10 protein-coding genes are annotated in these 12,348 nt (G+C 65.1%); 4 read left to right on the top strand and 6 right to left on the bottom strand.

Annotated elements, in window-relative coordinates; translation table 11 throughout:
- Nucleotides 1-143: 143 nt before the first annotated feature.
- The 3 genes from ACLFKU_RS13440 to ACLFKU_RS13430 form a co-directional block, all read right to left on the bottom strand.
- Complete coding sequence (locus ACLFKU_RS13440) at nt 144-1,262, bottom strand: 3-deoxy-7-phosphoheptulonate synthase (RefSeq protein ID WP_281374985.1); 1,119 nt, start codon at nt 1,260-1,262, stop codon at nt 144-146.
- Between the two features lie 239 nt (nt 1,263-1,501).
- Nucleotides 1,502-2,425 (bottom strand): DUF72 domain-containing protein, encoded by a 924-nt coding sequence (locus ACLFKU_RS13435; RefSeq protein WP_410849414.1) that lies wholly within the window; start codon nt 2,423-2,425, stop codon nt 1,502-1,504.
- A 39-nt stretch (nt 2,426-2,464) separates the two neighbouring features.
- Nucleotides 2,465-3,202 carry a TetR/AcrR family transcriptional regulator gene (locus ACLFKU_RS13430; RefSeq protein ID WP_410849499.1) on the bottom strand — a complete coding sequence of 246 codons (738 nt, stop codon included), beginning with the start codon at nt 3,200-3,202 and terminating at the stop codon, nt 2,465-2,467.
- Between the two features lie 248 nt (nt 3,203-3,450).
- Between ACLFKU_RS13430 and ACLFKU_RS13425 the strand changes: the two genes are divergently transcribed.
- From ACLFKU_RS13425 to ACLFKU_RS13410, 4 genes are read left to right on the top strand one after another with little or no spacing between them, the layout of a single operon-like run.
- Complete coding sequence (locus tag ACLFKU_RS13425; RefSeq protein ID WP_410849413.1) at nt 3,451-4,632, top strand: isovaleryl-CoA dehydrogenase; 1,182 nt, start codon at nt 3,451-3,453, stop codon at nt 4,630-4,632.
- Between the two features lie 50 nt (nt 4,633-4,682).
- The gene (locus ACLFKU_RS13420) at nt 4,683-6,290 is read left to right on the top strand and encodes a carboxyl transferase domain-containing protein (RefSeq protein WP_410849412.1); all 1,608 of its coding nucleotides are present in this window, start codon (nt 4,683-4,685) and stop codon (nt 6,288-6,290) included.
- A 49-nt stretch (nt 6,291-6,339) separates the two neighbouring features.
- Complete coding sequence (locus tag ACLFKU_RS13415; RefSeq protein WP_410849411.1) at nt 6,340-7,128, top strand: enoyl-CoA hydratase/isomerase family protein; 789 nt, start codon at nt 6,340-6,342, stop codon at nt 7,126-7,128.
- 52 nt (nt 7,129-7,180) lie between these two features.
- Nucleotides 7,181-9,250 carry an acetyl/propionyl/methylcrotonyl-CoA carboxylase subunit alpha gene (locus ACLFKU_RS13410; RefSeq protein WP_410849410.1) on the top strand — a complete coding sequence of 690 codons (2,070 nt, stop codon included), beginning with the start codon at nt 7,181-7,183 and terminating at the stop codon, nt 9,248-9,250.
- Between the two features lie 33 nt (nt 9,251-9,283).
- Here ACLFKU_RS13410 and ACLFKU_RS13405 read toward each other — a convergent pair whose 3' ends face one another.
- The 3 genes from ACLFKU_RS13405 to ACLFKU_RS13395 form a co-directional block, all read right to left on the bottom strand.
- Nucleotides 9,284-10,075, bottom strand: coding sequence for a phosphate/phosphite/phosphonate ABC transporter substrate-binding protein (locus tag ACLFKU_RS13405; RefSeq protein WP_410849409.1), 792 nt, complete (start codon nt 10,073-10,075; stop codon nt 9,284-9,286).
- Nucleotides 10,076-10,094: 19 nt separating this feature from the next.
- A complete protein-coding gene (locus tag ACLFKU_RS13400; protein ID WP_368587156.1) occupies nt 10,095-10,373 on the bottom strand; it encodes a DUF1488 family protein in 279 nt (92 codons plus the stop codon).
- 413 nt (nt 10,374-10,786) lie between these two features.
- A complete protein-coding gene (locus tag ACLFKU_RS13395; protein ID WP_410849408.1) occupies nt 10,787-12,079 on the bottom strand; it encodes a cation:proton antiporter in 1,293 nt (430 codons plus the stop codon).
- Nucleotides 12,080-12,348 lie beyond the last annotated feature (269 nt).

The raw sequence follows: 12,348 nt of genomic DNA, 5'->3' as shown, positions 1-12,348 counted from the left end.
CCGGCCAGGCGGTTTGCCTGGCAGCTGGCGCGGCGCGTGTGCCTGGTTCCTTGGACCAGGCGTTGTCGTCCTCGATCGGTCCAGATCGGGTCGCGAGCGGAGCTGTCGCCGAACCGCGGTCGCGCGGTTAGTGTGTTGCGCTGTCAGCCGGCGCGGCGCTTGCGGGTTGCCTCGGCGAGGGTGGCGAGCACCGGTTCGGTCTGCGCCCAGCTCACGCAGGCATCCGTGATTGACACGCCGTAACGCAGCGGCACACCGGCCTTCAGATCCTGACGGCCTTCTTCCAGATGACTTTCGAGCATCACACCGATGATGCGGCCTTCGCGCGCCGACAGTTGCCGCGCGATATCGTCCGCAACCTCGATTTGCCGCAGATGCGACTTGTTCGAGTTCGCATGCGAGCAGTCGATCATCACCTGTTCGCGCAGACCGGCTGAACGCAGCGCTTCACAGGTCGCCTGCACCGACGCGCTGTCGTAGTTCGGTCCTTTCTTGCCGCCGCGCAGGATCACGTGCGCGTCGTCGTTGCCGCGCGTTTCGAAGATCGCGGCCATACCCATTTTCGTCATGCCCATGAACGCGTGGCTCGCACGCGCCGCGACGATCGCATCGGCGGCGATCTGCACGCCGCCGTCGGTGCCGTTCTTGAAACCGATCGGGCAGCTCAGTCCCGACGCGAGCTGACGATGACTCTGGCTCTCGGTCGTGCGCGCGCCGATCGCACCCCACGCGATCAGATCGGCGATGTATTGCGGGCTCAGCAGATCGAGGAATTCGGTCGCGGTGGCGAGACCCAGACCGTTGATATCGAGCAGCAACTGCCGCGCGCGACGCAGCCCTTCGTTGATGCGGAAGCTGCCGTCCAGACGCGGATCGTTGATATAGCCTTTCCAGCCCACCGTCGTGCGCGGCTTCTCGAAGTACACGCGCATCACGATCAGCAGATCGTCGCGGTAGTGATCGGCGGCGGCCTTCAGCTTGCGCGCGTATTCGATCGCCTGGTCGTGGTCGTGAATCGAACAGGGGCCGACGATCATCACGAGCCGGTCGTCGCGGCCGTGCAGAATGTCGGCGATTTCGACGCGGGTCTTCTCGACCAGCGTCTGCACCGCGGGCGGCACGGGCAGTTCGTCCTGCAGCAGCGCCGGCGAGATCAGCGGACGGACCGCGCCGATGCGCACGTCGTCGATGCGCGTGGTGTCCTGGGTGGCGTCGGCCGAGCCGACTTCCTGATCGTGCAGGGGATTGTCGAGGGCGCTCAAGATGTTCTCCGCAATCGGTTGATGAGGCGGTCTTGCCGCCTGACTATGCGAGCGCCGCCGCGACGTGGGCGCGCGGGCGCTGCGTGGGTTTGACGTGGACCGTGCGGGCTGGCCGGCTGCGTGCCTCGCGCGAGCTTCGACGCAAGGTGTTTGCTTCGGCTTCACACGACGCCGGCGCGACCGCGCACGGATGCGCTGGCGCGATTATGACACCCGCGCCGGCCTGGCGGCAGGCGGATTCAGAGCTTGTTGATCAACGCCATCGCGGCAGCAGGATTGCGCTCCTTGAAGCCGCTGATCACATACAGATAGACGTCGCGCTTCGCTGCTGTCGCGGGCGGCTCGGCGCAGGTTTGCAGATCGTCCGGCGTGGTGCCCGCCGCGAGCTGGCGCACGCGTTCGGCCCATGCGTCGAGCTCTTTCGTCGAATAACCTTTGGCTTGCTTCTCGCTCGTGCCCATGATGCGCGCGTACACGAACGGCGCGGTGATGTCGGCGATCTGTGGGTACTCGCTGTCGGCCGCGAGCACGACCGCGACCTTGTACTTGCGCGCCAGCGCGATGAACTCCGGTGTCCTGAACGAATCGTGACGAACCTCCACCGCATGCCGCAGCTTCTGTCCTTCGATGCTCGCGGGCAGCAGCTTCAGAAAGGACTCGAAATCGTCGGCGTCGAATTTCTTGGTCGGCGCGAACTGCCAGTTGACCGGTCCGAGCTTCTGTTTGAGCAACAGCACACCGCTTGCGAAGAAGCGCTCGATCGTGTCGCCGGCATCGGCCAACACCTTGCGGTTGGTCGCGTAACGCGGCGCCTTCAGAGAGAAGACGAAATCGTCGGGGGTTTCCTGAAACCACTTTTCGTAGCTGGCCGGTTTCTGCAAACCATAGAACGTGCCGTTGATTTCGATCGACGTCAGATGCCGGCTCGCATATTCGAGTTCGCGGCTTTGCGTGAGGTCTTCCGGATAAAACGGGCCGCGCCATGGCGCGTAGGTCCAGCCGCCGATGCCGATGCAAATGCGTGCGGCGGACGCGGACTTCGACGGCGCTTCGGTTGATTTTTTCGTTGGCGCTTTCGTTGCGGCTTTCGGCTTGCCGCCGCGTTCTTCGCCGGACTTCTTGCTTTGCTTGCTGCTTTCCTTCGCGCTTTTCGCTGCGGGCACTTGGGCTCTCCTTCGGGCTGCGGCGGGAAAGCTCGTAGATTAGCCGCTTTTTTCGCGGTGCGCGGCGCTGGCTTCGTCGAAACGGCGGCTCGCCGCCGCCACTTCCACGCGAAAACGCTGCAATGCACTGAGCGCAAGATCGGGGGGCGTCAGCGCGGCCCACAGCACGTCGATCAGCTGATCGGCGGTGGCCTCGATATCGATCTGCCGGTTCGCGAGCGTCGCGTCCCACAGCACGTGTTCCATCGGGCCGAACACCATCGAGCGCAACAGTCGCAGTGGCATGTCGGCGCGGATTTCGCCGCTTTGCTGGCCTTGCGCGAGCACGCGCATCAACGGCGCGGTGTAGCGGCGCTGCAACTCGGTCAGCGCTTCGGCCAGTTCGTGATGCCGCGCGCGACCTTCGGACAGCACGAGTGCGCACAGGTCGGTGCCGTTTACGAGCATCAGACGCAGATGCATGCGCACGATGAAAGCGAACTGCTGGCGCACGTCGCCGTCGCGCGGCAGGCCCGCTTCGATCGCGTCGATGATCTCGTCGTACCAATCGCCGATGACCCGGGCGCACAACTCGCGCTTGCCGCGAAAGTAGCTGAACACCGTCGCCTCGGAAATGCCGAGGCGCTGTGCGATTTCCGCGGTCGTCGCGCGTTCGTAGCCCTTTTCGGAAAACACGTCGCGTCCCGCCTGAAGGATCTCCTTCACGCGCTGCTGCGACTTGCGTCCGGCCGGCTGGCGACGCGAGACAGGTAATCCGGCCTTCTCGGCAACCGTCATATGAGTCAGATTCAGATTTTCGATGCACATTGGGGGAAAACCGGCGTTCGAATGCCGCGTATATGCCCGATGAACGCGATCGTAGCACTGAATAGGCGTGCTGGCGCGGTTTTGTAAATTTTCTGAGTAAAGCTCAAAAATACCTATTGACGCTTACGTCAATCTGGCGTGAAATGCGCCATTGACATGTTTTCGCGTGCCGCTTCGCGTTCCGTCAGCGGCCGCCCACGAACTCAGGAGACACCGCAATGCCCAATCTGCCCGGTTTGCAGTTCCCGCTCGGCGAAGAGATCGAAATGCTGCGCGACAGCATCGGGTCGTTCGCCGCCAAAGAAATCGCGCCGCGCGCGGGGGAAATCGATCGCACCGATCAGTTTCCGATGGACCTGTGGCGCAAGTTCGGCGATCTCGGCGTGCTCGGCATGACGGTTTCCGAAGAGTACGGCGGCGCGAACATGGGCTACACCGCGCACATGGTCGCGATGGAGGAAATCTCGCGCGCGTCGGCATCGGTCGGCCTGTCGTACGGCGCGCATTCGAATCTGTGCGTGAACCAGATTCATCGCAACGGCACCGAAGCGCAAAAGCGCAAGTATCTGCCGAAGCTCGTATCGGGCGAGCACGTCGGCGCGCTCGCGATGAGCGAGCCGAACGCAGGCTCGGACGTGGTCAGCATGAAGCTGCGCGCCGAGAAGAAGGGCGATCGCTACGTGCTGAACGGCACCAAGATGTGGATCACCAACGGCCCGGATTGCGACACGCTGGTCGTCTATGCGAAGACCGATCCCGAAGCGAATTCACGCGGCATTACCGCGTTCATCGTCGAGAAGGGCATGAAGGGTTTCTCGGTCGCGCAGAAGCTCGACAAGCTCGGCATGCGCGGCTCGCACACCGGCGAGCTGGTGTTCCAGGACGTCGAAGTGCCGGAGGAAAACATCCTTGGGGCATTGAATGGCGGCGTCAAAGTGCTGATGAGCGGTCTCGACTACGAGCGCGCGGTGCTCGCGGGCGGCCCCACCGGCATCATGGTCGCGGTGATGGACGCGGTCGTGCCGTATATCCACGACCGCAAGCAGTTCGGCCAGTCGATCGGCGAGTTCCAGCTGATCCAGGGCAAGGTCGCCGATCTGTACACGACCTTGCAGGCATGCCGCGCGTATCTGTACGCGGTGGGCCGCCAACTCGACACGCTCGGCAACGACCACGTGCGCCAGGTCCGCAAGGACTGCGCGGGCGTGATCCTGTACACGGCGGAGAAAGCCACGTGGATGGCCGGCGAGGCGATCCAGATTCTCGGCGGCAACGGTTATATCAACGAGTATCCGGTCGGCCGTCTGTGGCGCGATGCGAAGCTCTATGAAATCGGCGCGGGCACGAGCGAGATCCGTCGCATGCTGATCGGCCGGGAGCTGTTTGCCGAAACGCTGTGACGCATGCGCGTGAGCCCTAACAACAGGCGGCACTTTGGAGAAGCCACGTCATGCCGATCATCGAATCAAAACTGAACCCGCGCTCGGACGACTTCCGCGCGAACGCGGCGGCGCTCGAAGCGCTGGTCGCCGATCTGCGCGCGAAGATCGAGCAGCTCGCGCAGGGCGGTGGCCAGGCCGCGCGCGACAAGCACACGGGCCGCGGCAAGCTGCTGCCGCGTGACCGGATCGCGTACCTGCTCGATCCGGGCACGCCTTTCCTCGAACTGTCGCAGCTGGCCGCATACGGCATGTACAACGACGACGCGCCGGGCGCGGGCGTGATCACCGGCATCGGCCGCATCGCGGGGCAGGAGTGCGTGATCGTCTGCAACGACGCGACCGTGAAGGGCGGCACCTACTACCCGGTCACCGTGAAGAAGCATGTGCGCGCGCAGGAAATCGCCAGTGAGAACCGCTTGCCGTGCGTGTACCTCGTCGACTCGGGCGGCGCGAATCTGCCGAATCAGGACGACGTGTTTCCCGACCGCGATCACTTCGGCCGGATCTTCTACAACCAGGCGAATCTGTCGGCGGCGGGCATTCCGCAGATCGCGGTCGTGATGGGCTCGTGCACCGCGGGCGGCGCGTATGTGCCGGCGATGAGCGACGAGTCGATCATCGTGAAGAACCAGGGGACGATTTTTCTCGGCGGCCCGCCGCTCGTCAAAGCCGCGACTGGTGAAGTGGTCAGCGCCGAAGATCTCGGCGGCGGTGACGTGCATACGCGTCTGTCGGGCGTTGTCGATCATCTCGCGCAGAACGATGCGCATGCGCTCGGGATCGCGCGCAGCATCGTCGGCAATCTGAATCGCGTGAAGCCGGCGCCGCTCGCGTTGCAGGAGCCGAAGCCGCCGCGCTACGACACGCACAGCATCTACGGCGTGATTCCGGTCGATACGCGCAAGCCGTTCGATATCCGCGAGGTGATCGCGCGCATCGTCGACGATTCGGCGTTCGACGAATTCAAGGCGCGCTACGGCACGACGCTCGTGACGGGCTTCGCGCATATCTGGGGGCATCCGGTCGGCATCGTCGCGAACAACGGCATTCTGTTTTCGGAGTCGGCGTTAAAGGGCACGCACTTCATCGAGCTGTGCTGCCAGCGCAAGATTCCGCTCGTGTTCCTGCAGAACATCACCGGCTTCATGGTCGGCCGCAAGTACGAAAACGAAGGCATCGCGCGGAACGGCGCGAAGATGGTGACGGCCGTTGCGACCGCGAAGGTGCCGAAGTTCACGGTGATCATCGGCGGCTCGTTCGGCGCGGGCAACTATGGGATGTGCGGCCGCGCGTATTCCCCCCGCTTTCTGTGGATGTGGCCGAACGCGCGCATCTCGGTGATGGGTGGCGAGCAGGCGGCGTCGGTGCTCGCCACGGTCAAGCGCGACGGCATCGAAGCGAAGGGCGGCACCTGGAGCGCGGAGGAAGAAGAGGCGTTCAAGCAGCCGATTCGCGAGCAATACGAGCATCAGGGGCATCCGTACTACGCGAGCGCGCGGTTGTGGGACGACGGCGTGATCGACCCGGCGCAGACCCGCGACGTGCTCGGCCTTGGCCTGTCGGCGGCGATGAATGCGCCGATCGAAGACACGCGCTTCGGCGTATTCAGAATGTGACGGCGCGCGGCGCCGCGCGGCGAGAGAGCCAGCCAAAGGAGTGCTACGCATGCAATACGAAACGCTGAAAGTCGAGGTTGCCGGTCAGATCGCGACCGTCACGCTCAATCGTCCGGACGTGCGCAACGCGTTCAACGAGACGATGATCGCCGAGCTGACTGCCGCATTCACCGCGCTCGACACGCGCGACGACGTGCGCGCGGTCGTGCTAGCCGCGAACGGCAAGGCGTTCTGTGCGGGCGCCGACCTGAACTGGATGAAGAAAATGTCCGGCTACTCGGACGACGAGAACCGCGCCGATGCGATGCGTCTCGCGGGCATGCTGTCGGCGGTATATCGCTGCAACAAGCCGGTGATCGCGCGCGTGAATGGCGACGCGTACGCGGGCGGGATGGGCCTGATAGCCGCGTGCGACATCGTCGTCGCGCTCGACAGCGCGCACTTCTGCCTGTCCGAAGCGCGGCTCGGGCTGATTCCCGCGACGATCGCGCCGTACGTGATTCGCGCGCTCGGCGAGCAGGCGTCGCGGCGCTACTTCGTCACCGCCGAGGCGTTCGACTGCGCGACCGCTTTGCGGCTGGGTCTGGTCAGCGAAGTGGTCTCCAGTGCCGAGCAGCTCGACGCAACGGTCGCGCAGCTCGCGCAGACGCTTTGCGCGAACGGCCCGCAAGCGGTGCGCGCGTGCAAGCGGCTCGTGCAGGACATCGCGGGCCGCGAATTGAGCGACGCGCTGATCGAGGACACGGCAGTGCGGATTGCGAAGACGCGAGCCGGCGCCGAAGGCCGCGAAGGCGTTGCGTCGTTCCTCGAAAAGCGCACGCCGGGCTGGCGCCACTGACATGCCCCGCTGACAACAACCGCCCCGTACCGCCTATTTCATCGAGACACTCATGTTCAACAAGATCCTGATCGCCAACCGGGGTGAGATTGCGTGCCGCGTCGCGGCGACCTGCAAGCGGCTCGGCATCGCGAGCGTGGCCGTCTATTCGGACGCCGACGCCAACGCGAAACACGTCGCCGCCTGCGACGAAGCAGTGCATATCGGCGGCTCGACGGCGGCGCAAAGCTATCTGCGCATCGAACGCATCATCGAAGCCGCGCGCGCGACCGGCGCGCAGGCCGTGCATCCGGGCTACGGCTTTCTTTCTGAAAACGAAGACTTCGCGCATGCGTGCGAGGCAGCCGGCATCGTCTTTATCGGACCGCCGGTCGAAGCGATTGCCGCGATGGGCTCGAAGGCCGCCGCGAAGGCGCTGATGCACGCTGCCGCGGTGCCGCTCGTGCCCGGCTATCACGGCGATGACCAGGAGCCGCAGTTATTGCAGGGCGAGGCCGACGCGATCGGCTATCCGGTGCTGCTGAAAGCGAGCGCGGGCGGCGGCGGCAAGGGCATGCGGGTGGTCGAGCGCAGCGCGGACTTCGCGGCCGCGCTGCTGTCGTGCAAGCGCGAGGCGGCGAGCAGCTTCGGCAACGATCGCGTGCTGATCGAGAAGTATCTGACGCGGCCGCGGCACGTCGAAGTCCAGGTATTCGCCGATCGGCACGGTGGCGCCGTCTATCTGTTCGACCGCGATTGCTCGGTCCAGCGGCGGCATCAGAAAGTGCTCGAGGAAGCGCCCGCGCCGGGGCTGTCGGCCGAGGTCAAACGTGCGATGGGCGAAGCGGCCGTGGCTGCCGCGCGCGCGGTCAATTACGTCGGCGCGGGTACGGTCGAGTTCATCATGACGCCGACCGGCGAGTTCTATTTCATGGAGATGAACACGCGGCTGCAGGTCGAGCATCCGGTCACCGAGATGGTGACTGGGCAGGACCTCGTCGAATGGCAGCTGCGCGTTGCCGCGGGCGAGGCGCTGCCGCTCACGCAGCAGCAGTTGAAGCTCGACGGCCACGCGATCGAGGCGCGCATCTACGCCGAGCATCCGGCGCGCGGTTTCCTGCCGTCCACCGGCATGCTCAAGCATCTGCGCATGCCCGAAGGCGTCGAGTTCGCGATCGACGCGGCCGGACTCGGGGAGCCGGGACGCAAGGCGCCGGTGCGCATCGACAGCGGCGTGCGCGAGGGCGACACGATCACGCCGTTCTACGATCCGATGATCGCGAAGCTGATCGTGCACGGCGCGACGCGCGAGGAGGCGTTGGCGCGCCTCTCCCGCGCGTTGCATGCGTGCGAGGTGGTCGGGCCGCATACGAATGTCGAGTTTCTGCGGCGCATCGTCGCGAGCGAACCGTTCGCGAGCGGCGATCTCGACACCGGTTTGATCGAGCGTCATCACGACGCGCTGTTCGCGCCGGCACAGAAGCCGTTCAAGGAAGCGCTCGCGCTCGCGTGCGCCGCGTTGCTGACGCGCGAGGGCGGCACCGCGCACGGCGCGTCACCGTGGGACGCGCTGTCGCACTGGCGGCTCAATAGCGGTTACACGCAAACGCTCGGCTGGCGCGTGATCGACGACCGCGCCAACGACGACAGCCCCGAGTCGTTCACAGTCGCTTTCGCGCGCAACGGGGACACGCAAGCGCTCGTGCAAACCCTCGAACACGACGGCGTGCGCGAGGACTTCAGCTGGTCGGTCGGCACGGGCGCCCACGAATTCCGCGCGACGATCGGCGATGCGCGCGTGACGGGGCGCGTATTCGTCGACGGCGACAGGTTCCACGTGTTCTGCCACGGCGAGACGCTCGCATTCGAATGGCAGAACCTGCTCGCGCATGCCGCGGATGCCGAGCACGGCGAAGGCCGTCTGACCGCGCCGATGCCGGGCAAGGTGATCGCGGTGCTGGTCGAACCGGGCGCGGTGGTCGAAAAGGGCGCGCCGCTGATCGTGATGGAAGCGATGAAGATGGAGCATACGATCGGCGCGCCGGCTGCCGGCACCGTCGCCGAGGTGCTGTATTCGGTCGGTGATCAGGTCGCCGACGGCGCACAGCTGCTGGTGCTGGACGTGCAGCCGGCGGCTGAATGAGCGCGCCGAGTGGAAGATGAGCGACGGCGTGAATCAGGCGAGCCGCGCGTAGCCCGCCGCGCGCGCCTCGCTTTCGAGTTCGCCGATGCGCGCGTAGTCGGTCAGCGGCAGCGCCGAAAAACCACTCAAACGCAGGCGTTTCGCTCGCTCGGGGCGGATGCTCAGCGTCTCGTTCAATGCATCGCGCAGCGCGGCGATCGTGGCCGGCGGCACATTGGCCGCGGCGATCAGCGGCAAGCCCGGGGAGGCAGCGGTCATGCCGATCGCGCGCACGCGCCGCGCCAGCTCGGGCAGCACATCGCCCACGAAGGCGAAAGTCACGCAGTCGATCGCGGCGACGTCCGCGCGATTGTCAGCGACCGCGCGCAGCGAGCCGAGATGCGAGCCCGTGCGCAGTACGGAGCCGAAGAACATGCCGGCGCGAGCGAGCGGCGCGACCGCGTGGCGAAACGCGTTCATGCCGCTGTTCGAGTCGTCCTGGTTGTAGGCGGCGCGCGCGCCGCGGCACGAGGCGAGTGAGTCGAAGCGCGCGTCGGCGCGCGTGACCAGTACGCTCGAGTAATGCGCGCCGTCGCAGCCGGGCGCATCGAAGCAGGGTGTCGCGACCAATTGGACCTGTGCGTGCAGCCCGTGCATCAGCGGATAACCGCAGGTCTGCGAGATCAGCAGGTTCGGGCGCCGCCAGAAGCCGTGCAATTCCTCGTCCGGTTCGACGATGCGGCACCCGGGCTTGACCCGGCGCAGCACGTCGTCGAGCCAACCGCGCCATTCGAGGTCGAGCGCGGGCGTCACGTTGTACATCGGCAGGGCGGCGATCCAGCTCATGAAGGCGTTTCTCGCACGCCTAATGTCTGACCAATTTGAAATCGTCCAGACCGAGCCGCACCGGCTCGCTCGGCGTGTACTGCCAGCGCTGCGCGGCGACCGAGAGAATCTCGTCCTGCGCATCCTCGAACGCGACCAGCAGGTCCTCCTTGCGACGGCTCTCAGCGCCGCAGAACTCGACCAGCGCGTCGGCGCTGACTTCAAAAACCTGTGCGCGCTCGTCGCAGCACACCCGGAACGCGACCGTCGCGCATTCCGTCACACAGGGCCGAAACCCCTCATCGACATAGACCGACATGGCGAACTCCTTCCAACGCCTGAATCGACAGGATGACAAACCGCGCCTGCCAGGTATGTGGGAGAACCGGCATTGACGGCCAAATGCCCGGCGCCGCGGCAGGCGCGACGGTCCGGAAACTGGCGGAAAGTAAGCCAGAAACTGGCGGCGGACTCGTTCAAGCCCGAGCCAGGGCCGCGGCGTGAACCGTGGCCGGAGGAAGACTGCGGCGATTCGCCTCGCCATCGGTCCTGCCTCGTGGTGGACCGCCGCGGATCGGAACCACGGCGGGCATTGCTCAGAAGACGCTTAAATCGGGGGCTCCAATCTAACGTTGAAATCGGCGCGCGAACTGCTCGCGCCGGTCTCGGACTGTCTTTGGGATTTTCCCACCAACCTCGCGGTGTAGATCCGCGCAGGTATCCACTTTACGATTAGCGCGCGTTTTGTGCAGGCGATGAATTCGGCGCGGCTGGCTGGGTTACGTTTGCGCCCGAGAAATTGAGCCGGCGGATCAGCGGACCCAAGGTCGTTGCTTGAATCAGCAGGCTGAACACGACGACCAGATACGTGACGCCGATGAACATTTCGCGTCCGTGAAACTCGGGCAGCGACAGCGCGAGTGCAATCGAGATGCCGCCGCGCAAACCGCCCCACGTCAGTACCACAGCCGAATGCGGACTGAGCCGCCGGAACTTCTGCAGCGCGAGCAGCGGAATCGCGACGCTGACGCCGCGCGCGAACAGCACGACCGGGATCGCCGCGAGCCCGAGCCAAACGATCTCGAAGCGCAGCGACAGCGCAATGATTTCGAGCCCGATCAGCCCGAACAGCACGAGATTGAGCAACTCGTCGAGCAGGTCCCAGAAATTGAACAGATGCTCGCGCGTCTTCTCCGACATCGATGTCGACGCGCCGTGATTGCCGATCACGAGCCCCATGATCACGACCGCCAGAGGCGCCGACACGTGCAACGCTTCGGCGAGACTATAGCCGCCGGTCGCGAGCGCGAGCGTGATCAGGATCTCGACTGGATAGCTGTCGATGCCTCGCAGCAGCAGCGACGCGCCGAAGCCGAGCGCCGCGCCGAGCACGAGCGCGCCGGCGACTTCGCGCAGTAGATCGAATGCGATCGCGCCCGCGGAAAACTCGTTCGCACCGGTCGCGAGTCCGACCAGCGTGAGGAACGCGACGACGGCCGTGCCGTCGTTGAACAGCGATTCGCCGGTGATCTTGGTTTCGAGGCTTTCGGGCGCCGCGGCGCGCTTGAGCACGCTGAGCACCGCGATCGGATCGGTCGGCGAGATCAGCGCGCCGAACGCGAGGCACCACAGCAGGCTGACCGGTTGGCCGAGCCATTGCGCCGCGTAGTAAAAGCCGAAGCCGACCACCGCGATGGAAATCAATACGCCGATCGTCGCGAGCATCAGTACCGCGCGCCGCTGCGTGCGCATCTTCGACAGATCGACGTGCAGTGCGCCGGCGAACAGCAGCAGGCTTAGCAGGCCGTGAAACACGATGTCGGCGAAATCGATCTGTACGACGATCTTGCGCGCGGCGATCGCCATCGCCGGATAGTAGAAGCCGAGCGCCGAGATGCCGACGCAGACGACGAGACCGACTGCGGTGATGCCGAGCGTGTCGGGCAACCTGATGAACCGATAGTTGAGCACGCCGAACAGCGCGACGATGGCGAACAGCGCGCCGGCAATCTGGAAGACGCTCATCGTGCACGCTCCCACGCTTCGCGGCGGCGCGAACGCGTGATCATCGTCGCAGCGAGGTAACTTACGCGACGAGGCATAAGACAGGCAGGTAGAGAAAGTCGCCACGATTGCGATATTGAACCAGCGAGATGTTTCACCAGCAATTCCTTATTCAGGCTCATTCAATCCGATAAACCAACTACGGTCTGCAATGACACGAACGTTGCCGCTGGCGATAGAGCGACGTGCCGCTACAGACGCTTTATTCAAACTCCACGGACGATGAGATC

This window comes from Paraburkholderia sp. EG304 (assembly GCF_046543485.1).
GTDB classification, from domain to species: domain Bacteria; phylum Pseudomonadota; class Gammaproteobacteria; order Burkholderiales; family Burkholderiaceae; genus Paraburkholderia; species Paraburkholderia youngii.
The sequence above is the reverse complement of the archived record's forward strand: the minus strand, read 5'-3'. Positions and strand labels throughout refer to the sequence as shown.

Coding starts and splice junctions, on each gene's coding strand:
- ACLFKU_RS13430 (WP_410849499.1), bottom strand. CDS start 3,202: ATGACGGTTGCCGAGAAGGCCGGATTACCTGTCTCGCGTCGCCAGCCG.
- ACLFKU_RS13425 (WP_410849413.1), top strand. CDS start 3,451: ATGCCCAATCTGCCCGGTTTGCAGTTCCCGCTCGGCGAAGAGATCGAA.
- ACLFKU_RS13420 (WP_410849412.1), top strand. CDS start 4,683: ATGCCGATCATCGAATCAAAACTGAACCCGCGCTCGGACGACTTCCGC.
- ACLFKU_RS13415 (WP_410849411.1), top strand. CDS start 6,340: ATGCAATACGAAACGCTGAAAGTCGAGGTTGCCGGTCAGATCGCGACC.
- ACLFKU_RS13410 (WP_410849410.1), top strand. CDS start 7,181: ATGTTCAACAAGATCCTGATCGCCAACCGGGGTGAGATTGCGTGCCGC.
- ACLFKU_RS13405 (WP_410849409.1), bottom strand. CDS start 10,075: ATGAGCTGGATCGCCGCCCTGCCGATGTACAACGTGACGCCCGCGCTC.
- ACLFKU_RS13400 (WP_368587156.1), bottom strand. CDS start 10,373: ATGTCGGTCTATGTCGATGAGGGGTTTCGGCCCTGTGTGACGGAATGC.
- ACLFKU_RS13395 (WP_410849408.1), bottom strand. CDS start 12,079: ATGAGCGTCTTCCAGATTGCCGGCGCGCTGTTCGCCATCGTCGCGCTG.